The sequence below is a fragment of the Vibrio sp. V12_P9A6T4 genome, from assembly GCF_963874835.1.
GTDB classification, from domain to species: domain Bacteria; phylum Pseudomonadota; class Gammaproteobacteria; order Enterobacterales; family Vibrionaceae; genus Vibrio; species Vibrio anguillarum.
In genome coordinates this window covers 1-21,971 of record NZ_CAWNJO010000035.1, presented here as the reverse complement: position 1 = coordinate 21,971, position 21,971 = coordinate 1, and the positions used below count along the sequence as shown (strand labels likewise).

The following is a 21,971-nucleotide window of genomic DNA, read 5'->3' as shown; positions in this document are numbered from 1 at the left end:
GCGAAGTAAACAGGAGTACAGACTATGGCAGCTTCACACTCTTGCTTAGAGTTTTGCCAAATATCAAAACACTTTACGGGTGTTAAGGCACTGACCGACATTAGCTTTCGCGTTAACAGCAGTAGTGTTCATGCCTTAATGGGAGAGAATGGGGCCGGGAAATCGACTCTATTGAAAACGCTAAGCGGGCTGCATCAACCCACTCACGGCAAGCTGCTCATTGATGGGCATCCAGTAACATTTCAATCAACGGTTGACGCATTAGAGCAAGGTATCGCCATTATTTATCAAGAGCTTAATTTGGTTCCTGAACTCAGCGTGGCAGAAAACATTTTCTTAGGGCAACTTCCCACTAAACATGGCCGGGTCGATACCGAAACCCTCAATCGTAACGCACGTAAACAGCTATTGCGCTTGGGGGAAAATTTTGACCCCTCTCGCCCATTAAAAGAGTTTTCTATTGGCCAGTGGCAAATGGTTGAAATTGCTAAAGCGCTAAGTCGCAATGCACACATCATCGCTTTTGACGAACCAACCAGTAGCTTGTCTCAACGTGAAATTGAAAACCTATTTAAAGTGATCCGCGAATTGCGCGACGACGGCAAAATCATTCTTTACGTTTCTCATCGTATGGAAGAAATATTCGCTCTGTGTGATGCAATCACCATCTTCAAAGATGGTACCCATGTGCAAACCTGTTATGACCTTTCGACTCTCACTCATGACCGTTTAGTTGAGTTAATGGTTGGCCGGGAAATCAATGACATTTACAACTACCGCTCTCGTCCTCTTGGTCAAAGTGGATTAGCGATTAAAAACCTGATGGGCAGAGGGCTCACCGCTCCTCTCTCGCTAGAAATAAAGCAAGGCGAAATATTAGGTTTGTTTGGTCTGGTCGGTGCGGGCAGAACAGAACTTACCCGTTTGATTTTCGGAGCAGAAAAAGCCACCGCGGGCGAGGTTTATCTTCACGGACAAAAAATACGGATAACTAAACCTGAAGATGCCATTCGGGCGGGCATTACCTTATGCCCTGAAGATCGCAAAGCAGACGGTATCGTGCCTATTTTATCGGTGCAAGAAAACACCAACATCAGCGCTCGTCCATGGCATCTAAAGCTTGGCGGGTTAATCAACTTCCAGTGGGAGTCGAGCAATGCCCTCAAACAAAACCAGTCATTAAACGTCAAAACCGCTTCGTTAGATCAACCCATTGGCGAGCTCTCCGGTGGCAATCAACAAAAAGTGATCCTTGGTCGTTGGTTATCTACCGATATGAGCGTCATTTTGCTAGATGAGCCGACGCGCGGCATTGATGTTGGCGCTAAGTCGGAGATATACGAGTTGATCTTCAAATTGGCAGAAAATGGCGTGACTGTCTTAGTTGTCTCTAGTGACATGCCTGAAGTGCTTGGTATCGCTGACCGATTACTGGTTATGAAAGATGGCAAAGTAACGGGTGAATTAACACGAACTGAATTTAACGAACAATCTGCGTTACGTCTTGCCATGATTGGCAACGACGTCGCTGCGTAAAAAGGAATATCCTAATGGCTGTAACGAGTTCAACCAAAATAGACAATACCGAGAGCCCGACTCGCTCTTTTAAGTTCTCTTCCATCTGGGATAAGTTCGGCATGCTGATGGTCTTTGCTGGCCTATTTTTGCTTTGCAGTTTATTTGTCCCTTATTTTGCTACATTCATTAATATGAAAGGGCTCGGTCTGGCTATTTCCATGAGCGGCATGGTTGCGTGCGCCATGCTCTTTTGCCTAGCCTGCGGGGATTTAGATCTCTCGATTGCTTCGGTTATTGCCTGCTCTGGCGTAGTCACGGCGGTAGCGATTAACGCAACCAGCAGTGTGGTATTGGGTATCGGCGCAGGCTTACTTTCAGGTGTACTCTTTGGTTTGCTAAATGGCTTCGTTATTGCCAAATTGCAGATCAATGCGCTGATAACGACTCTCGCAACGATGCAAATAGCTCGTGGTCTTGGTTATATCATCTCTGACGGTAAGGCGGTTGGGATCACTGAAGAACACTTCTTCACCCTAGGTAACTCCTCTTTACTTGGTATCCCAACGCCAATTTGGTTAACCATAGTCACCTTCGCTATTTTTGCCTTTTTACTAAATCGTACGGTTTATGGGCGCAATACATTAGCGATTGGCGGTAATGAAGAAGCCGCACGATTAGCAGGTGTTAACGTCGTAAAAACTAAAATCATCATTTTCACTATCTCTGGCTTTATCTCTGCGCTCGCTGGGGTTATTTTAGCCGCGCGTATGACCAGCGGTCAGCCGATGACTTCCGTCGGTTTTGAGTTAGTGGTCATCTCTGCTTGTGTGCTCGGTGGGGTATCGCTCAAAGGCGGGATAGGTAAAGTATCTTACGTTATTGCGGGTGTGCTCATCCTCGGTACGGTAGAGAATGCGATGAATCTACTGAATATGTCACCTTTTTCTCAATACGTAGTGCGAGGAACTATTTTGCTCGCGGCGGTTATCTTTGACCGCTATAAACAAAATAAATCCAGCTAGAAGCAATTCATTGCCACACAACAAAAAAGAAGGGCTAACCTGTGCAGCTCTTCTTTTTTCTAAAAAACTATCCATTGGTTTGACAGTGCTCTTCAGTGACATTTATCGTTGAGGATGGCTTTTTATCTCGAAACAGCTTACACCCATTGTCCGGCGACATAGCCGCTTGACCAACACCACTGAAAATTATAGCCGCCAAGCCAGCCCGTCACATCCATTACCTCACCAATAAAATAGAGGCCAGGAACCGATTTGCATTCCATGGTTTTCGATGAGAGGCAATCGGTGTCTACGCCACCTAATGTGACTTCGGCTGTGCGATAACCTTCAGTACCATTGGGAAGAATCGGCCAATGTTGTAAGTCGTGTGCGATAGCGGTTATTTCGTGTGGGTTTAACTGTTTGAGCGGTTTATCGACAAAAGCTTTGCGCTCAATCAGCACTTCAACCAAACGCTTAGGCAGTACTTTCGCGAGTGTGTTTTTTACACTTTGATTCGGGTGCGCTTCACGTGATTCATTCAATAGCCGCTCGATGTCTACTTCCGGCACTAAGTTGATACTGACCTTCTGCCCCGCTTTCCAGTAAGAAGAAATTTGCAACACCGCCGGCCCAGATAAACCACGATGAGTAAACAGCAGTGCTTCTTTAAACACAGTGCCATCTTCAGTAGTGATTTCAGTTGGAATGGCAATGCCGGCCAGTTCGGCGAAATCTTCTTTATCTTGTTTATGCAGTGTAAAAGGCACGAGCCCGGCCGTGGTTGGGATTACCGCTAATCCAAACTGCTCTGCAATTTTGTAACCAAAAGGAGTCGCACCGAGTTTAGGCATCGACAAGCCACCCGTTGCGACCACCAGTGACTGGCATTGGATTGGCCCGTCATTGGTGGTGAGCTGAAAGCCGTTTGGCACCTTATCTATCGATTGAATCTCGACTTGATAACGCTGCTTGACCGTCGGTAAATCGCACTCTTTTAGCAACATATTGACGATGTCCTTCGCCGAATCAAGGCAAAAGAGCTGGCCATGATCGCGCTCTTCAAACGCAATATTGTATTTACTGACCAGCGAGATAAAGTCCCACTGGCTGTACTGCGATAACGCTGATTTAACGAAATGGGGATTGCGGCATAAATAGTTGGCGGCCGATAGTTCATAATTGGTGAAATTACAGCGACCGCCACCTGAGATCAAAATTTTACGGCCAGGCTTTTTGGCATGATCGAGAACGCATACGCTGCGCCCGCGCAGGCCAGCTTGCGCGGCGCACATTAGCCCGGCGGCGCCAGCACCAATAACGACAACATCAAACGACTGACTCATGCTTTCACCTTCATTTAATTAGACGCACACGCACCTAATGACAAACAAAAAGGATGCAGCGCTGGTGGCGTACATCCTTATCAATGGGGGACATTTTAACGACTAATTGAGTGAAGACAAGGTTAATCCACCAGCGACGGTATTAGACGAGCTGCTCGGCAAGCTCGCGCCCTTTTCCGCGAACGGCGTCAATTGTTTCAGCAAATGTGGCAGATATTGCCAGCACACGAGCATCTGGGTGCTCAGCCAGAAATAAGCGTTTTTCTTTTTCGGTCAGGATATCCCATTGATGGTGGATATCACGGGCAAAATGCAATACACGGGCAAGTTTTGGTGAAAGCTGCGCTTTTTCTGGCTGCGCAGAGTAGGCGATCGCATCGACCATCTCATCAGGAAACTTCCAAGCTTTGGCTAGCTTCGCCCCCAGTACATTCGCATCGGTATGGATGATTTGCTGTTGTGCTTCTAGTTCAACTTCACCAGCATCAACACAAAGGCGAATTTTCAACGCTTCTTGCGGCGCTAATGTGTGGATCATCAATTGGCCAATGTTGTGCAATATTCCGGTAGTAAAAACGCTATTGGCATCGAGTTTACAAGCGGCCCCCAGTTTGCTGGCGATAATGGCAATTTCAAAGGTATCGGACCAATATTGCTGCAGATCCAAGGTGTCAATTTTAGGAAAAGCACTGGATAATACCGATGCCACCACCATAGTTCTCACCGAGCCACTTCCGACACGAATCACCGCATCATTGATAGAGGCCACTGTGCGGCTTCCGCCAAAATGTGCCGAATTTGCAAGGCGAAGCAGCCGCGCACTCAACACTTGTTCCATGGCAATTTTTTTTGTGAGCGCACCAAAATCGACCTCTTCCTTATTAACCATTTCGAGTAGTTCTTGTAATACTTGTTGAATACGAGGTAACTCATTCAAACGTGCGAGCAGTGCTTTTTCATCCATTATTTTTCTCCTTTCGATTGCTCTTGCTAATAATAGTCGCCGCACAATGAAGATGCATAATAGTGAAGAAATAAGTCGATGACTTTATACAGACGATAAAAAAGGAGCACGATAGCTCCTTTAATCAATACAATGACTGGCTCAGTTATACGATACAAGCCGCGAAGGTTGTCACGGCCAGCAATGACATCGACAAGATAAACAGCGCTCTAACGCGATCACACTTGCCCGTAAATAGGGGATCGTGGTGATGGTGATACTCTTTACCTTTCAAATAATGGAAAAGACGAACCTGCTTGGTGACATTACCGTGAGTGGTAAAAAAGCCACCGCCATCCACTTGTTGATAAAGCAATGGATGAGCTTCACGCATGATGTAAATAAGTGAGCGTAGCGCAGTAAGATACCTGACTAGGTTAACCCCAGTGACCAGCATTAGCGCAAATAAAATTGTATCCCCAGTGATCATCTTTTCCTCCCTACACCTTTGCATAGAACCCAAAGAAAAAGACGATCGCTTCATACTCTTTCTGCTGCGATTACACAGCTTGGGTATCCATTACAGAAGATGAGCCGGCTTTTGCCATTGCGGCTAGATCTTTGTCGATGAAGAACAGCGCCTTACCATCATCACCCACAAGCTCTAGCTTATCTAAAATCCCTTTAAACAACTTCTCTTCTTCATGTTGCTCCGCAACGTACCACTGAAGGAAGTTAAACGTTGAGTAGTCTTGAGATGTGAACGCCGCATGAGCGAGTTTATTAATCTGCTGAGTAATCATCTGCTCATGTTGATAAGTTTCGCGAAACACTTCACCAAGGCTCGTAAACTTATGTTTTGGCGCTGCGATCGCACCAAGGATAGGCAGTGCACCCGTTTCACTCACGTAGGTGAATAAACGCTGCATGTGCTGCATTTCTTCTACGGCATGAGCGCGTAAAAACTCGGCAGCACCTTCAAATCCTTTATCTTCACACCAAGCACTCATTTGTAAGTATAGATTGGATGAAAAAAATTCCAGATTAATTTGTTCATTCAGTTTTTCAACCATAGCTTGTGACAACATGTCGACTCCTAGTTTATGTAACGATTTGAATTGACTATACCATGAACCTCACCATAACACTTTGAGCCAGGTATGCGGATATGAGATCACGACGACAAAAAACTCTCGGCCTCAGTGCTAATCTTTAATCAGTACCCCATCAGGAGATAATACAATGAGTTATCAACATATTTTGGTTGCCATTGATCTTTCAGAAGACAGTAAACTCTTAGTCGACAAAGCTGTTGCACTGGCAAAACCACTCGATGCTGACGTTTCTTTCATTCACATTGATGTCAACTATGCCGAGCTGTATACCGGACTCATTGATATCAATTTAGCAGAAACTCAACATCACGCGATGGAAGCGTCACAAAAGCAGCTGCAAGCCTTAGCGGAACACGCGCAATACCCTATCCGCCATACACTAGTAGGCAGCGGCGACCTCAGTAATGAGCTATGCGAAACCATCGCTGAATTCAGTGTTGATTTGGTGGTCTGCGGTCATCATCAAGATTTTTGGAGCAAGTTACTCTCATCCACTCGGCAACTGATTAACTGTTCGCCAGTCGACATGCTTGTAATACCACTTCACGACTGACGACAAGCCAAAACTCGGTTAGACTGCAGGTTATTTACTGTTCAGCGTTGTTTGTTATGGCCTATCTCTCTGCAGTCACCCTACTTTGGGCATTTTCATTTAGCTTGATCGGCGTTTATCTCGCCGGTCAAGTTGATTCTTGGTTCGCGGTTTGGATGCGCGTTGCATTAGCGAGCTTAGTATTTCTACCTTTGATCAGGTTTAAAACCGTTCCTGCTCCGTTGATCGCTAAGTTGATGACCATTGGTGGAATCCAACTGGGCCTGATGTACTGTTTCTACTATCAATCATTTTTACTGCTATCGGTTCCTGAAGTTTTGCTGTTTACGGTGTTTACACCAATCTACGTCACGCTGATCTACGATCTACTGAAAGGCCGCTTTTCTCCGTGGTACTTAGTGACGGCGGCCATTGCCGTAATCGGTGCCGTTTTTATTAAATTTGCGGCAATAAACGAGCACTTTTTGCTGGGCTTTTTGGTGGTGCAAGGGGCTAACCTCTGTTTTGCTATCGGCCAAGTGGCTTATAAATACCTCATGGAAAAAGAGACCATTACTTTAGCGCAACACAGCGTATTCGGTTATTTCTACTTAGGTGCATTGGTGGTAGCAAGCGTGGCATTTTTACTGTTTGGTAATAGTGAAAAACTGCCCACTACCTCTTTGCAATGGGGTATTTTGATCTACTTAGGGGTAATTGCTTCTGGGCTTGGTTACTTCGTGTGGAACAAAGGAGCCTGTTTAGTCAATGCAGGCGCATTAGCGATTATGAATAATGCGCTGGTTCCCGCCGGATTAGTGGTGAACATTCTGATTTGGAATCGCGACGTAGATTTAATCCGCCTTGCCATTGGCGGCGTGATCATTTTGTTCTCACTGTGGGTCAATGAAACTTGGGTAAAACGCAAAGTCGCTGCCAGCCGTACTCACTGAATCAGGTTGAGCGTTAAAAACAACAAAGCCCGCAATCATCGCGGGCTTTGTTGTTGAAAAAGGGCCATCGTAGCTCGGTTTAACTCACCATCTGTTTTCAGTAAACCATCTATTTTTAGTAAACTATCTGTTTTTAGTGAATCTGCCGTTGTAGTGAACGTTCACTAACCGAAGAAATTCGTTGATTCACATCGGCAAACTTTACTTGTAATGCAGGGTGTTTCTTTAACAGTTTTTGCTGCTGTTTCAGCACTTTTTCTAACTTCTTCAGTACTTTTTTTTGTTTTTTTAACGCTTTCTTGTTCTGTTTTTCCGATCGCTTGGCGGCCTTTTTACCTTTGTCCGTCATGCCATTTGACGTACCAGAGCGCAGTTGTTTCTTCCCTTCCGAAACAAGCTTTGTCGATGCACTCGGAATAGCAGCAGGCTTACACAGCGTGTTTTTATCCGATGATGAACGAGCACATGAGCGACAAAGAAATTTTGGCGCAGCCACAATCTGATGGATATCCCCAAGCTGGCTAGTAATATCGTGTCGGTTCAATTTGCATAAACGCTTATTCATGTACGCCTCGATCACGAATAGGAATAATTATTAGTTAGATATACAATTCCAAACACGATTAAGCAAGCACTAAATTACATCTATGGGCCACGAGATTTTCTCGCCAAAGCTAACGTATTGAATGCGTTAGATCATCGCCGCTTTCACATACACATCAAAACGATTTTTCTTGGTTTCAATCGCCATACTCGGCTTCTGTTTGTCTAACCAATCGGCATAGTCAGGACGCTTCACCACCACGCGTTTGGTCGCCAAACTTAAGGCTGGGTTTAATAATGCATCAGCATCCAAGTCAGCGCCCACCAGCGATTGAAAGACGCGCATCTCCTTTTTTACCAAAGCCGTTTGTTTTTTATTTTCCGGGTGCGGGTACATGGGGTCAAGATACACCACATCTGGCTTTACAAAATTTTCATCTTGCGCCAGTTTTTCGAGCGCATCATGACTCGAAGCGTGAAGTAACGACATACGCTCGCTTACCCAGCCACCAATCTCTGCATCTTGCTTGGCACGCTCTAAACCATCATCGAGCAGCGCGGCCACAACGGGATGCCGCTCGACCATTTGCACTTTACAGCCAAGCGAGGCCAACACAAAAGCATCACGACCTAACCCAGCCGTTGCATCTAACACGGTCGGTGTCGCTCCTTTGTTTAGTCCAGCAGCTTTGGCTATCGACTGACCTTTACCGCCACCAAATTTACGTCGGTGAGCAACCGCCCCCGTGACTAAATCGACATAAATAGCGCCGAGTTTAGGCTCATCCAGTTTACGCAACTCAAGACGATACTGAGTTAATACCAAGGCAAATGGGCTCTCGGCGCATGGTTTTAATCCCCAACGCGCGGCTAATGTATCCAAATGTGCTTGCTGAGCAGGAACTTCGCAAATCAGTTGTAGCTGCAAGTTAACTCCGAAACAAAGGAAATAATGAGGAGGCTTGAGTTTACCCAATTTTCACTGACGTGACTAAAGCTTATCGCTTTTCTTAAACGGCGGCTTACGAGAAACAACGACCAGTGATAAACTGAGCGAACCATTTCAATGATAAGGATGCTGTAATGCAAGCCACTACCGCTAAACTGGACGAACTCGACCGCGCCATTTTAAAAATTTTAATGGACGATGCACGCACGCCCTACGCAGAAATGGCCAAGCAGTTCAACGTTAGCCCTGCCACTATCCATGTTCGTATTGAAAAGATGAAATCGGCCGATATCATTCAGGGTACGGAAGTGATCGTCAATACCAAAAAATTGGGTTATGACGTGTGTTGTTTTATCGGTATCAATCTCAATGCCGCGCGAGACTACCATTCGGCGCTCGCCAAACTCAATGCGCTGGATGAAGTGGTGGAAGCCTATTACACCACAGGAGCCTATAATATTTTTGTGAAGTTAATGTGCCGCTCGATTGAAGAATTACAATTTGTGCTGATCGACAAATTACAGGCTATTGATGAAGTGCAATCCACAGAGACGCTTATTTCCTTGCAGAACCCGATTAACCGAAATGTGAATCCTTAACCACCGAAGCCGCAAACACCACGCAATAAAAAGCCCGAAACTAAATTCCGGGCTATGGCATCGGTACTGATAATAAATTATTTGTTCAGATAAGTTAAAAGCTCTTCAGCCGAAATACCCTGCTTTGCCAATTCCTTCGCCATGATTTCGACTTGCTCGCCTTTACGCGCTTCAATCACTTGTTGAAACTGAAAGACTAAATCACGCAGAACTGGTAATGGTACTTGTTTGGCGGCACTGCGAATACGCTCACTACTTTGGTTGCCTAATTCATTCAGCAATTTTCCGAACATGACCTTTTCTGGAGACTCGTCGAGTTGTTCCCAAATTCGAGCCATTTCATAGGTTGTCATTGACATTGTTGTTTCGTTTCCAAAGTGCAATTGAAATAATTAAGTGGCTAAATATACACCCGTTAAAAAGAATATAAAACAGCAGGTGACAATTTATTAATTCACCACTAATTGATGCCAATAACGCCCTGCTTTAGAAAACAGGATAAACAACGCTGGCGCAATCAGCCACATTTGCAGTGCAATTAATATCTGAGGTTCTAACCCAACACGCTGCATGGTGCCAACTAACAGGCCAGCACCACTCATCTGAAACAAACCAAGCAGTGCTGCGGCGGTTCCCGCACGGTCACCAAATGGCGCCAGTGCTTTTCCTGCGGCCGCTCCCAGAATCCAAGCAAAACCGATTGATGACATAAAAATGGGCAGCATAAAGGCAATCGCCGTTTTCTGTTGTGCCAGCGCGACCATGGTAGTCCCCGCAACCAATAACGTGCCAATTCCAACCACCAGCGCCATATGGGTACCAAATCTATCCATAAATTTCGGCGCACTTAGGCAGGCAACGATATTAATGATGGCATTGAGTCCAAACCAGAAAGTAAATTCGTTCATGGTTAATCCATAACCTTCCATCAATACCACTGGGGCAGAAGTGACATAGGCTAAAATAACCGCCATCGCTAACATACATAATGAAGCATGGAAGAGAAAAGATGGTGTTTTCAATACGGACCAGTAACGCGATAACTTAAAGAACGCTTGCTGTTCGGTGGCTTGCGGGTTGGTTTCTTTCATACCAATCACCATCATTAAACCCGCGACCACGGCAAAACCAGCCATAAAGCTGAAGTTACTGCGCCAGCCAAATTGCTGAGTTAACCAACTACCAAGGATTGGCGCTAATGCAGGAATAAAACAGATTGCACCATTTAAGTAGCTGATCATTTTGCCGCTACGTTGTGGGCCAAAAATATCGCGAACTGTTGCAAAAGCCGCTACCGATGTCGCGCACGCACCGAAGCCTTGTAGTAGCCGAGCCATCAGCATCCATTCAATACTTTGAGCGGCCCACGCCAAGCAAGCACTCAATGCATAAATACTGATCCCTCCTAATGCAACAGTTCGACGACCGAGTTTGTCCGCTAGCGGGCCAGCAAAGAGTTGACCGACTCCCATAGCAAACAGAAACCAAGTAATCGTATCTTGTGCATAAGCGTGTTCCACGTGAAACGTTTGAGAAATTTGCGGTAAAGCTGGTAGATAAATATCAATCGCTAACGGGCTAAACAGAACCAACAAAATCAGTAATGCCAATTGACGCTTGCTATGCGCGTCAGAGGTTATTTGCTTCACGAAACACTCCAGTAATGAGAAAGAACACACTTTTACAACTCGGCTATAGTAGAGCAATGATGATATGAATAGAAATGGCTTATACTCATCACAATTATTCCCAAATGGAAATACAGATGAATATAGAAAAATTAGCCAGAATCGATCTTAATTTGCTTGTTTGTCTGTCCGTACTGCTAGAAGAACTGAACGTAACGCGCGCCGCCCATCGCCTCTGTTTGAGTCAATCTGCCGTCAGTAAATCGCTTGCCAAGCTTCGTCAGCAGTTTAATGACCCGTTGTTTATTCGTAATTCACATGGCTTAAAGGCCACACCGCAGGCGCTCTATCTCAAACCCAAACTCGACACCCTCATCAATCAGCTCGAGCTACTCACTCAACCACAACAGTTTTCACCACAAAGCAGTGAATACCGTTTTCATATTGCGGCAGTAGAAAGCGTCTACCCATTGATTCTCCCCCATTTTTTGCCCGCTATTTTCAGCCAAGGTCCAAATCTCAACATCAATACTCACTCTTGGAATGACCAAACCTTTAAGAAATTGCAGCTTGGTGAGTTGGATTTAGGCATTACCGGCAAGGACATTGATATCAACGATGCCAAATTAACGATGCTGCCACCCAGTGATATCTGTGAGCAAGAGATCTATCGAGATAGCCAAATGTGCGTGGTACGTAAAGACCACCCAGCATTACGAGACAATTGGACGTTAGAGCGCTATTTATCGCTACGTCACGTACAAGTGCGCTGCGATGGTAATGATCGCTGGCTACTCGACTATCGCTTGGCGGATATCGGCCGAGAAAGGGACATCGCAATTACAGTACCGGATTTCAATAGTGCCGCCAGCCTTTGTACTTATACTGATTTTATCTTTACCGCGCCGAGCCACTTCACCCACCTAGTAGCCAAGCAGATGGATCTCGTCGTGTTGCCATTACCGATGGAATTTCCACCTATGGCTTATACGTTATTTTGGCACAGAGACAGAGAAAGTGACCCCGCATTGAGCTGGTTAAGGCAGATGATCCAAACCAAAACACTGCATCTCAGGTGAAGCTGCGGTTTGCGCCAGTTCGATAAAAAGAGTAGCTTATTGAAGCTCGTCCCCATCGCCACAACCCCATAGACACAATAATAAAGTCAGGGTTTGCTATGGATTTGCACAGCTCCCTACACCTACAACGGACGGTTATGAGAAAGGATATAACACAGATGCATGATTCAATCGCACAACGCGTATCAGCCTTACGTGGCTGGCTCACACAGCAAGGGCTTGATGCCATCATCATTCCACACGAAGATGAATATCTCGGGGAATATGTACCGCAACACAACGAACGCCTGCATTGGTTAACTGGTTTTACTGGCTCGGCAGGCGCGGCTGTGGTCACCCACGATAGCGCGGCTATTTTTGTGGATGGCCGCTATACCGTGCAAGTTCGTAAACAAGTGCCAGAGGCAACCTTTGAGTACCGTCACTTGATTGAAGAGCCCGTTCTCGATTGGCTCCAAAGCGCATTGGTCTCAGGTAGTAAAGTGGGATTTGATCCGCGCATGCATCGAGCAAGCTGGCTTAAAGCAGCACAGGCAAAATTGTCTGATGAGTTACAGCTTATTGCCGTCGGCAGTAATCCAATCGATGAGTTATGGAAGGACCGTCCTAGCGCTGCAATTTCAGCAGTGCGCTTGATGGGTAATGAACTCGTCGGTATCAGTAGCCATGATAAGCGTGAGCAAATAGCTCATCAGCTGAGTAAGAAAAAGATTGATGCGGCGGTACTGACAGAACTTGATTCCATCTGCTGGCTGCTAAATATCCGTGGCCTTGATGTTTCCCGATTACCAGTATTACTTTCCCATGCCATTATTTATGCTGACTCCAGCGTCGATTTCTTCCTTGACCCTGCTCGTCTTCCTGCGGAATTTGCCAAGCATGTCGGTGGCGGCGTTCGCGTTCACCATCCAGATCAACTAGAAAAGCAGCTTAATTTACTCGCAGGTAAAAAAGTGATGATCGACCCTGCTACCAGTAATGCATGGTTTACGCTGACTTTACAAAATTCCGCTGCTGAAATCATTAATGACGCCGATCCGTGCTTACTGCTAAAAGCGGCAAAAAATGCAACCGAAGTCTCTGGAATGAAAGCGTGCCACGTGCGTGATGGTGTGGCGATGACCAAATTTCTTGCTTGGTTGGATAATGAAGTGGCGAGCCAAAGACTGCACGACGAAGGCTATTTATCTGACCGCTTACAAGCATTTAGAGAGGAAGACCCTACTCTAGCCGATCTTAGTTTTGATACTATTTCAGCGGCAGGCAGTAATGCAGCTATGTGCCATTACAACCACATAAACCAAGTAAAACCAGGACAATTAGCTCAAGACTCACTTTATCTTGTCGATTCTGGCGGCCAATATTGTGATGGTACGACTGATATTACGCGTACCATTGCTATTGGTAATCCTAGTGAAGAGATGAAAAAACAGTTCACTTTAGTGCTGAAAGGTCATATTGCACTAGCCAGAGCACGCTTTCCAAAAGGCACTTGTGGTCATCAGCTTGATGTACTTGCCCGTCAGCACCTATGGGCTAATGGCTTCGATTATGATCATGGCACTGGTCATGGAGTCGGCCACTTTTTGAGTGTCCATGAAGGGCCACAACGCATCAGCAAAGTTTTCAACAACGTCGCACTGCTTCCGGGTATGGTACTGTCGAACGAGCCCGGTTATTACCGTGCCGATGCGTTTGGCATTCGTATAGAAAACTTAGAACTGGTGGTCGAAGTTGAAACACAAGGTGATTTCTCTGTGTTGGGGTTTGAGTCACTCACGCGTTGCCCGATTGATAAGCGCGCGATCAACATCAATATGTTAACTCGACCAGAGCTCACATGGTTAAATGACTACCATCAAAAAGTATGGGATCAAGTTAGCCCACTCGTTGAGGGTGATAACAAAGCGTGGTTGCGCCAAGCGACGCTATCTATTGAGCATGATTAAACTTCAACATGATAGAACAAATGCGCTGTAGGTAGTTTCCCTGTAGTAACTTAACCTAGAAAGATGAAAGGCGACCTCGGGTCGCCTTTACTTTAACTTATGATTATCTTAACTCGAATTCACCTTATTAGCCAAATCACCATACTTTAATGAATGCATCCATATGTTTCACGTGAAACGTGCAAGCCATAACCTCATCCAGAATAGGCAGCATGCCAATCTCGCCACACGACTTCAAAGCCTTGCCCTTTAACAGCGGCGGCAACTTGTGCGGCTGTACGTTCATCGCTAATCATAAATTGCTCAAGCTCAGCCTCTTGCATTGCATAACCTCCAGGCTGTGTTTTTGATCCCGCCGATATGCTGGTGATCCCTAGTGGAATGAGCTTATCCCTAAAGTGCGCCGATTCACGGGTAGAAAGCGAGAGTTCCACTTCTGAATTGAGCAAACGAAATGCACAGATGAGCTGAACCAGCTGCTTGTCAGACATAACCGATTTAGGTTGCAGGCCTCCTTCACAAGGTCGCAAGCGAGGAAACGAAATCGAATAGCGCGTCTTCCAGTATCTCTTTTCAAGATAATCCAGGTGAGCGGCCACGTAAAAACAATCAGTCCGCCAATCTTCTAAGCCAATCAAAGCGCCAAGACCAATCTTATCAATCCCCGCCCGGGCAAGTCGGTCCGGTGTTTCAAGGCGAAAGTTAAAATCCATTTTGTTGCCTCGCAGATGATGTAAAGCGTAAGTCGATGGATGATAAGTCTCTTGATATACCATTACCGCATCTAAACCTAAGCTCTTTAGCTCCGCATAGTGCGCTTGCTGAAGCGGTTGAACCTCCATAGCAACATAGCTGACTTGACGCTTTATCAACGGCAGTATCTGCCGGAAATAGTTCATGCCTACTTTGGTTTCATGCTCACCGGTTACCAGCAACACATTATCAAACTGCATCTGCTTGATAACCGCTAATTCACGTTCAACTTCATGCAAACTTAATGTACGCCGCTTGATGCGATTCTCCATCGAAAATCCACAATAAGTGCACGCATTGGCACACAAATTTGAAAGATAAAGCGGGATATAAAAAGAAAGAGTATTGCCAAAGCGTTGCCTCGTCAGTGAGTAAGAAAGTTGCGCTAACTGCTCGATATAAGGCTCAGCAGCAGGAGAGATTAATGCCTTAAAATCCTCCAAATCGCGCTTCTCTTTATGCAATGCTCGCTCGACATCTGACGCTGTTTTGGAACGGATTGATAACGCAATATCGTCCCAATCGAGTTGTTTGAAACGTTCTAAAAAGCTCATCGCGATTGATCCAAAAATGCAGTTAGAGGGCTGGATGCGATAGCATGATGAACCTGAGTTGCAAGCCCTGCCTCATAAGCCATTCGACCCGACTCCACCGCCAACTTAAATGCCAACGCCATTTGTATCGGATCGCCCGCGGCCGCAATTGCGGTGTTAACTAAGACAGCATCCGCGCCCAATTCCATCGCAAAAGCCGCATGCGAAGGTGCGCCAATACCGGCATCAATAATCACGGGTACACGAGCTTGGTTGATGATGATTTCTAAAAAATCTCGTGAGACCAGTCCCTTATTCGATCCAATTGGCGCACCTAATGGCATTACGGCCGCGCACCCCACCTCCTCTAAACGCTTACACAACACGGGGTCAGCATGACAATAAGGCAATACGGTAAATCCATCTTTCACCAATTGTTCCGCTGCTTTTAACGTTTCGATAGGGTCAGGCATCAGATACTTAGGGTCGGGATGAATTTCTAACTTCAACCACGATGTCGATAACGCTTCGCGCGCTAAATGGGCTGCAAAAATCGCATCCTTCGCATTTTTCGCACCCGATGTGTTGGGTAAAAGATGGACGCCTAACTCGATAAGTGGCCCTAAAATATCATCATTTAATTGATTAAGATCGACTCGCTTTAATGCCATCGTCGCCATTTGTGAACCAGATATGGCAATAGCTTTTGTCATTAACTCTCGGTTGGCAAATTTCCCCGTACCAGTGAACAGGCGAGATTCAAACTGTTTATTCGCTATCGTTAACATTTAGCCTCCTGCAATGGCTTGAAACAGCGATATTTGATCGCCTTCACTTAATAGGGTCGTTGACCACGCACTACGTGGCACCACGCTCTGATTCAGGGCAAACACACAACCGGTAATAGTGATCGAAAGCAGTTTGGTGAGATCCGCAATACTGGTTCCCGCTGAAACTTGATGAAACTGCTGATTAATCTTGATGGTTATATCTGACATGTGGCTTCTCCCTTTATCTGATCAGCCTGTGGGTACCCACACACCTCGCACTGAGGATCTTTAACAACATTTAAGGTTTGGAATTGAAACAAATGAGCATCAAACAGTGTCAGTTGGTTAGCATTACGCATCGTCTGTCGAGTCAATATCATGATGGCTTGTAAAGCTTGCAGGGTTCCGATGATTCCGACGACAGGCCCCAGAATACCGAATTCATTACAACGCTGCGCGGCAGGCAGTTCGCTATCAGGCACTAAACAGTGATAACAAGGTGACAACGGCAGTTGATCAAAAGCAATGACTTGCCCCTTCCATCCAATAGCCGAACCTGAAATCAATGGTTTAATTAGTTTGCGGCACAACTGGTTAATTTGCTGACGACTGTGGATGTTATCCGTGCAGTCAAGAACGACATCAGCATTCAGCACTTCCAGTTCGAGCTGAGTACCAATAAGGCGTTTAGATATCGCTCTTACTCTGCAATCAGGGTTGATGGCTTTAATTTGCTCTGCCATCGCATCGACTTTGGTTTGACCAATTTGCCTCTCTCGGTAGATCACCTGCCGAGGTAAGTTGCTGCTTTCAACTCGGTCATCATCCACTATTACCAGTTGTCCAATACCAGCACTCGCCAAATACAAAACGGCCGCAGACCCTAAACCACCACAACCAATAACCAGCACTCGGCTATCAAGTAAAGATTGCTGTCCATTCTCACCTATTTCAGGGAGCGCAAGTTGCCTTTGATAACGGATAAATTGCGCATCAGAAAGCATAATCACATACCTCCTCAGCACTACTTGGTAATCGGTTTTGTATGATTCGATTGAAACTATCAATGACCAACTGAGGTGATTTTGCTTCTGTCACTGCACGTACAACGGCCAAGCCGGATACATCGCACTGCCAAACTTGCAATGCGTTCTCTAGGTTAATTCCGCCAATTGCAACTGTGGGTATTTTTGCACTTACAACTTCATCTGAGTTGGCGGCACAACTTAAACTCTCAATTAGCTGCTGGTAAAGTTTCAACCTAACAAGCCCCTGTGGCTTAGAGGGCATAATTTTGGTGGTGGTTGGGAATATGTGACCCAAAGCGATATAGCTGGGATTTAGTGAAGCGATGTTCAGAATCTCATAATAGCCGTGAGTTGAAATGCCTAAACAGATCCCAGCTTGAGCAATTTGTGCTAAATCTGCATTGGTGAGATCTTCTTGTCCAAGATGAATGCCAAAAGCACCATGCTTTATCGCAAGCTGCCAATGATCATTAATAAAAACCTGTGCTTGATAGGCTTGTCCAAGCTCAATAGCGGCGATAATTTGTGATTCGAGATCAGGATGTGTTGAATCTTTTATTCGCAGTTGGATTGTCTTTACATCAAACTTCAATAACCGCTCGACCCACTCAGCGCTATCCACAACAGGATAAAGGCCAATATTTTTGTCTATCTTTGAAAAACAGATGTGATTTTGTTTATCGTCAGCAAAGATGCCAGCTGCTGAATGTAGTAGCTGAGGAAAATATCGGCTATCTGTTGGCCATGTTTCACGTGAAACACTCATTGCCGCCCGAGTAACCACTAAAGCATCCTCTAGTGGAAAGTCGAGACACAACAATGATAGAATCCAAGCAAAGTGCTCACTCTTTGCATCAGCAGCATGAGCATTCGTAGAATATCTTATACTACGCAGCTCTTCTCCGTGATACCACCCATCGACATAGTCGTGTGAGTCAGCCGCTGTCAGCCCTATCTTGACCAAACAAGTTTCTCGTTTCTGGGAGTGCTCAAATGGCATTTGAGCGCAAAAATTGACTTGGTATTGCAAGAATAAATTGGGCTTATCAGTTAAAGCACTTAGCGCATCTTCGCACGAGGCTAAGCAATCACTGCCAATCAAAGATGAGCATGACGGCGTTACTAATTGACAATATAAAGTTGGGCTGGCACCCAAATAAATATCATCGATATCAAAACCATGATGCTTGGCCAATAGCAAAACCTGTTGTACTTGAGCAGTCAACGCAATGTCATCACGGGGGATAAGTAATTGAATCATCTAATTACTCCTCACTAACGACTGACCGTTGAGTAACAGCAGGATGATAAAGCTCTGATCCTGAGGCTTTAAACTCTTGTGATTTCTGTCTCATGCCTTGTAACGGGTCATCTAGCAGCGTAAGGGAAATGAGCGCATCAGCAGCAACTTGCTTGGTATCTAGCGCATACTCTCGAACCTCTTGAGAGATTTTCATCGAGCAGAATTTCGGCCCGCACATAGAGCAAAAATGCGCAACTTTACCAGACTCTTGCGGAAGAGTTTCATCGTGAAAAGCACGCGCCGTAACTGGGTCTAATGCAAGATTGAATTGGTCTTCCCAACGAAACTCAAAACGTGCTTTCGATAACGCATTATCGCGCACTTGTGCTCCCGGGTGCCCTTTCGCAAGGTCTGCAGCATGTGCTGCCAATTTATAAGTAATTAAACCCGTTTTAACATCTTCTTTGTTTGGTAAACCAAGGTGCTCTTTCGGTGTTACATAGCAAAGCATCGCGCAACCATACCAGCCAATCATCGCAGCGCCAATGCCGGAAGTGATGTGATCATATCCCGGAGCAATATCGGTAGTTAATGGGCCCAAGGTATAGAATGGCGCTTCATGGCAATGCTTTAATTGTTCATCCATATTCTCTTTAATCAAATGCATGGGGATATGGCCAGGGCCTTCAATAATGACCTGTACATCATATTCCCACGCTATTTTGGTCAACTCACCTAAAGTGCGCAGCTCTGCAAATTGTGCTTCATCGTTAGCATCGGCAATGGATCCTGGCCGTAGTCCATCCCCTAAGGAAAGAGCGACGTCATACTTGGCGCAAATTTCACAAATTTCACGGAAATGAGTGTAAAGAAAACTCTCAGTATGATGGGCTAAACACCATTTAGCGATAATAGAGCCGCCACGCGAAACGATGCCAGTAACACGTTTCGCGGTCATTGGCACATAACGAAGCAATAAACCAGCATGAATTGTAAAGTAATCAACACCTTGCTCCGCTTGCTCAAGTAAGGTATCGCGCATTACTTCCCATGATAAATCCTCCGCAATACCATTTACTTTTTCCAATGCTTGATACATAGGCACAGTGCCAATCGGTACGGGGCTATTACGCAAAATCCATTCTCGAGTTTCGTGAATATTGCGCCCAGTAGAGAGATCCATCACGGTATCCCCACCCCAGCGGGTTGCCCATACCAATTTTTCAACCTCTTCTTCAATTGATGAAGAGACAGATGAGTTACCGATATTCGCATTCACTTTGACGAGAAAATTACGGCCAATGATCATCGGCTCTGATTCAGGATGGTTAATATTCGACGGGATAATGGCTCGTCCTTCGGCAACTTCACGACGCACAAACTCAGGAGTTATTCGCTTTGGTAGATTAGCCCCCAAATGAATCCCTGCATGTTGCTGGCTCAGCTGTGCATCCATACACTCTCCCCGTCGCGTATTTTCGCGAATGGCAATGTATTCCATTTCGGGTGTGATAACACCTTGCCGCGCATAATGAAGTTGAGTAACGCACTTCCCTTTCTTTGCTCGGCGTATGGCTGGCAAGTTCCCATAACGTAGTTCGTCCAATGTATCATCAGATAAACGTTCTTTAGTGTAAGCAGAACTGACCTCATCAAGCCACTCGGTATCATCCCGCTCAGCGATCCATTTTTCCCTTAATTTAGGCAAACCTTGATATAAGTCGATAGTATGAGATGGGTCGGTATAGACACCTGAAGTGTCATAAACGCATATAGATTCATTCGGTTGATAAATCGGTGAGGACTTTGTACCCCCGACCAAGCTGTCAGCTAGTTTAATCTCACGCATTGGCACGCGGATATCCGAACGTGAACCAGTAATATAGATTTTAGAGGAATTTGGGTAGGGTTCGACAGACAATGTGTCAATGAATTGTTTGGCTTTCAGTCTCGCTTGTTTGCGACTCGACATAGCATCTTCCTTTTTGTACTAGGGATAAATGCTTGACGGATTAATGCACAAGAGTTGATCAAAATAGAGTTTTGATCTTAAGGATATAACGCTAGATAGATCACTAGCAGGTTATATTCTCTTGTTCCCTTCGCAGGTATTAGCCTGATCAGGTTCAACGGATCCCGAAAATACGGTCTCAGCCTTATGGCACTCCGACAAGTTGAGTCACGATTATAGGGAAAGACTATCCATTAACCAAGATGAAATTGTAATTTCGTTAACTTCTCATCAACAACTGGAAACCTATCCAAGCTGCTGAGATACTTAGCACCACGTTTAATAAGACATTAACACCCATTTTCAGAAAGGCTCCTTGCTGCATCAGCAATACATTATCCATAGAAAATGTAGAAAATGTGGTTAATGCACCCAAGAAACCCAAACCAATAATCTGGCGCCATGGCTCAGTTGCAAGTAATTCACTCTCAAAAGCAGCGATCAATAATCCCATAATAAATGAACCGACAACGTTAACGGTGAGCGTTCCATAAGGAAACCCGCGTCCTAACAAGAACACACATAGCTCGGTAACTAAATAACGTGCACATGCGCCAAATGCGCCACCTAATGCAATAAAACCTAAAATAGACAGCTGTCCCATAGCGAATTCCTAAAAGTAACCGTCGTTATTTTAACCGCTAAGCATAATAAATCGAACCTAATTACTAAAATAATCAAGGAAAGTTATGCTGATAATCTAGTGCTTTTAAAAAATTACATCCGTCACTTACTGAGTAAATGGATAAGCTAAACCGCTCTTAATGCCAATTGAAGTAACAATATGATCTAATTAAGGCTATTTCACGCTCGGGATCGCTTTCTTGGATACAGCTTGAGTACAGAGAGCTGGCCACAAAAATGTGCCGAAGGGATGAGGTAAACGGAATTAGTTAATTTTTCGGATTGCTATCATAGAGGAAGTGAACAGATAGCAAAAAGCCTCAGCATTTCTGCAGAGGCTTGATAGATGGCAGGGGTGGAGAGATTCGAACTCCCAACACGCGGATTTGGAATCCGCTGCTCTGCCAGTTGGAGCTACACCCCTAAATAATTTATGCTTCTCATTGAAGAAAACCTCAACATGACTGCTGAGGCTCTTAATAAGTGGCGGAGCGGACGGGACTCGAACCCGCGACCCCCGGCGTGACAGGCCGGTATTCTAACCAACTGAACTACCGCTCCGCAGCGTGTCTGGTTAGACAATATTCAAAGCCTGGCGATGTCCTACTCTCACATGGGGAGACCCCACACTACCATCGGCGCTGTTGTGTTTCACTTCTGAGTTCGGCATGGAATCAGGTGGGTCCACAACGCTATGGTCGCCAAGCAAATTTCTTAATTCGGAAAGCTGCTTCGTTCTCATTCACACATTCAATGTTCTTCAATTGAGCCCACAAAACCCCTTCGGTGTTGTATGGTTAAGCCTCACGGGCAATTAGTATTGGTTAGCTCAACGCCTCGCAGCGCTTACACAC

22 protein-coding genes, 2 tRNA genes, 1 rRNA gene and 1 riboswitch are annotated in these 21,971 nt (G+C 45.4%); of the genes, 7 read left to right on the top strand and 18 right to left on the bottom strand.

Annotation, left to right across the window (positions count from 1 at the left end; genetic code table 11):
* Positions 1–24 precede the first annotated feature (24 nt).
* Together araG and araH are read left to right on the top strand one after the other, a co-directional pair.
* Positions 25–1,536 (top strand): L-arabinose ABC transporter ATP-binding protein AraG, encoded by a 1,512-nt coding sequence (gene araG, locus AACQ42_RS03295; RefSeq protein WP_094166284.1) that lies wholly within the window; start codon positions 25–27, stop codon positions 1,534–1,536.
* A 14-nt stretch (positions 1,537–1,550) separates the two neighbouring features.
* Entirely contained in the window at positions 1,551–2,540 is a 990-nt protein-coding gene (gene araH, locus AACQ42_RS03290; protein ID WP_013855627.1) for an L-arabinose ABC transporter permease AraH, read from the top strand.
* 137 nt (positions 2,541–2,677) lie between these two features.
* Here the strand turns inward: araH and AACQ42_RS03285 are convergent, their stop codons facing one another.
* The 4 genes from AACQ42_RS03285 to ftnA form a co-directional block, all read right to left on the bottom strand.
* Complete coding sequence (locus AACQ42_RS03285; protein ID WP_094166283.1) at positions 2,678–3,865, bottom strand: NAD(P)/FAD-dependent oxidoreductase; 1,188 nt, start codon at positions 3,863–3,865, stop codon at positions 2,678–2,680.
* 142 nt (positions 3,866–4,007) lie between these two features.
* Positions 4,008–4,829: an HDOD domain-containing protein gene (locus AACQ42_RS03280; protein WP_019282127.1), complete on the bottom strand. Its 822-nt coding sequence runs from the start codon at positions 4,827–4,829 to the stop codon at positions 4,008–4,010.
* A 145-nt stretch (positions 4,830–4,974) separates the two neighbouring features.
* The gene (gene uspB / locus AACQ42_RS03275; protein ID WP_010319583.1) at positions 4,975–5,298 is read right to left on the bottom strand and encodes a universal stress protein UspB; all 324 of its coding nucleotides are present in this window, start codon (positions 5,296–5,298) and stop codon (positions 4,975–4,977) included.
* A gap of 70 nt (positions 5,299–5,368) precedes the next feature.
* The gene (gene ftnA, locus AACQ42_RS03270) at positions 5,369–5,896 is read right to left on the bottom strand and encodes a non-heme ferritin (RefSeq protein WP_013855622.1); all 528 of its coding nucleotides are present in this window, start codon (positions 5,894–5,896) and stop codon (positions 5,369–5,371) included.
* Between the two features lie 154 nt (positions 5,897–6,050).
* Here ftnA and AACQ42_RS03265 point away from each other — a divergent pair, with 154 nt between their 5' ends.
* Both AACQ42_RS03265 and AACQ42_RS03260 read left to right on the top strand, forming a co-directional pair.
* A complete protein-coding gene (locus AACQ42_RS03265; protein ID WP_010319581.1) occupies positions 6,051–6,476 on the top strand; it encodes a universal stress protein in 426 nt (141 codons plus the stop codon).
* Between the two features lie 56 nt (positions 6,477–6,532).
* Entirely contained in the window at positions 6,533–7,408 is an 876-nt protein-coding gene (locus tag AACQ42_RS03260) for a carboxylate/amino acid/amine transporter (RefSeq protein ID WP_088733018.1), read from the top strand.
* Between the two features lie 133 nt (positions 7,409–7,541).
* Here AACQ42_RS03260 and AACQ42_RS03255 read toward each other — a convergent pair whose 3' ends face one another.
* Complete coding sequence (locus AACQ42_RS03255) at positions 7,542–7,988, bottom strand: hypothetical protein (protein ID WP_013855620.1); 447 nt, start codon at positions 7,986–7,988, stop codon at positions 7,542–7,544.
* A gap of 111 nt (positions 7,989–8,099) precedes the next feature.
* Positions 8,100–8,879 carry a class I SAM-dependent methyltransferase gene (locus AACQ42_RS03250; RefSeq protein WP_094166282.1) on the bottom strand — a complete coding sequence of 260 codons (780 nt, stop codon included), beginning with the start codon at positions 8,877–8,879 and terminating at the stop codon, positions 8,100–8,102.
* A 155-nt stretch (positions 8,880–9,034) separates the two neighbouring features.
* Between AACQ42_RS03250 and asnC the strand changes: the two genes are divergently transcribed.
* Positions 9,035–9,499: a transcriptional regulator AsnC gene (asnC, locus tag AACQ42_RS03245; protein ID WP_010319577.1), complete on the top strand. Its 465-nt coding sequence runs from the start codon at positions 9,035–9,037 to the stop codon at positions 9,497–9,499.
* A 77-nt stretch (positions 9,500–9,576) separates the two neighbouring features.
* Here asnC and tsrA read toward each other — a convergent pair whose 3' ends face one another.
* Positions 9,577–9,858, bottom strand: coding sequence for an H-NS-like global regulator TsrA (gene tsrA, locus AACQ42_RS03240; RefSeq protein WP_017044523.1), 282 nt, complete (start codon positions 9,856–9,858; stop codon positions 9,577–9,579).
* A gap of 90 nt (positions 9,859–9,948) precedes the next feature.
* A complete protein-coding gene (locus tag AACQ42_RS03235) occupies positions 9,949–11,148 on the bottom strand; it encodes a multidrug effflux MFS transporter (protein ID WP_010319414.1) in 1,200 nt (399 codons plus the stop codon).
* A 116-nt stretch (positions 11,149–11,264) separates the two neighbouring features.
* Here AACQ42_RS03235 and AACQ42_RS03230 point away from each other — a divergent pair, with 116 nt between their 5' ends.
* Positions 11,265–12,206 (top strand): LysR family transcriptional regulator, encoded by a 942-nt coding sequence (locus AACQ42_RS03230; RefSeq protein WP_026027502.1) that lies wholly within the window; start codon positions 11,265–11,267, stop codon positions 12,204–12,206.
* A 158-nt stretch (positions 12,207–12,364) separates the two neighbouring features.
* Positions 12,365–14,155 (top strand): aminopeptidase P family protein, encoded by a 1,791-nt coding sequence (locus tag AACQ42_RS03225; RefSeq protein WP_176429730.1) that lies wholly within the window; start codon positions 12,365–12,367, stop codon positions 14,153–14,155.
* 194 nt (positions 14,156–14,349) lie between these two features.
* Here the strand turns inward: AACQ42_RS03225 and thiH are convergent, their stop codons facing one another.
* The 10 genes from thiH to rrf form a co-directional block, all read right to left on the bottom strand.
* A complete protein-coding gene (gene thiH, locus AACQ42_RS03220; protein WP_094166280.1) occupies positions 14,350–15,462 on the bottom strand; it encodes a 2-iminoacetate synthase ThiH in 1,113 nt (370 codons plus the stop codon).
* Positions 15,459–16,229 carry a thiazole synthase gene (locus tag AACQ42_RS03215; RefSeq protein WP_094166279.1) on the bottom strand — a complete coding sequence of 257 codons (771 nt, stop codon included), beginning with the start codon at positions 16,227–16,229 and terminating at the stop codon, positions 15,459–15,461. Before AACQ42_RS03215 ends, thiH begins: the two co-directional genes overlap by 4 nt.
* Positions 16,230–16,439: a sulfur carrier protein ThiS gene (gene thiS, locus AACQ42_RS03210; RefSeq protein ID WP_010319419.1), complete on the bottom strand. Its 210-nt coding sequence runs from the start codon at positions 16,437–16,439 to the stop codon at positions 16,230–16,232.
* Entirely contained in the window at positions 16,427–17,215 is a 789-nt protein-coding gene (locus AACQ42_RS03205; protein ID WP_094166278.1) for a HesA/MoeB/ThiF family protein, read from the bottom strand. Before AACQ42_RS03205 ends, thiS begins: the two co-directional genes overlap by 13 nt.
* Positions 17,205–18,500, bottom strand: coding sequence for a thiamine phosphate synthase (thiE, locus tag AACQ42_RS03200; protein WP_094166277.1), 1,296 nt, complete (start codon positions 18,498–18,500; stop codon positions 17,205–17,207). Before thiE ends, AACQ42_RS03205 begins: the two co-directional genes overlap by 11 nt.
* 4 nt (positions 18,501–18,504) lie before the next feature.
* Positions 18,505–20,454, bottom strand: coding sequence for a phosphomethylpyrimidine synthase ThiC (thiC, locus tag AACQ42_RS03195; RefSeq protein ID WP_094166276.1), 1,950 nt, complete (start codon positions 20,452–20,454; stop codon positions 18,505–18,507).
* A gap of 108 nt (positions 20,455–20,562) precedes the next feature.
* Positions 20,563–20,661: riboswitch (TPP riboswitch) on the bottom strand.
* 52 nt (positions 20,662–20,713) lie between these two features.
* Entirely contained in the window at positions 20,714–21,097 is a 384-nt protein-coding gene (gene crcB, locus AACQ42_RS03190) for a fluoride efflux transporter CrcB (RefSeq protein ID WP_013855606.1), read from the bottom strand.
* A gap of 367 nt (positions 21,098–21,464) precedes the next feature.
* A tRNA-Trp gene (locus tag AACQ42_RS03185) sits at positions 21,465–21,541 on the bottom strand.
* 60 nt (positions 21,542–21,601) lie between these two features.
* Positions 21,602–21,678, bottom strand: a tRNA-Asp gene (locus tag AACQ42_RS03180).
* Between the two features lie 29 nt (positions 21,679–21,707).
* A 5S ribosomal RNA gene (gene rrf / locus AACQ42_RS03175) occupies positions 21,708–21,823 on the bottom strand.
* Positions 21,824–21,971 lie beyond the last annotated feature (148 nt).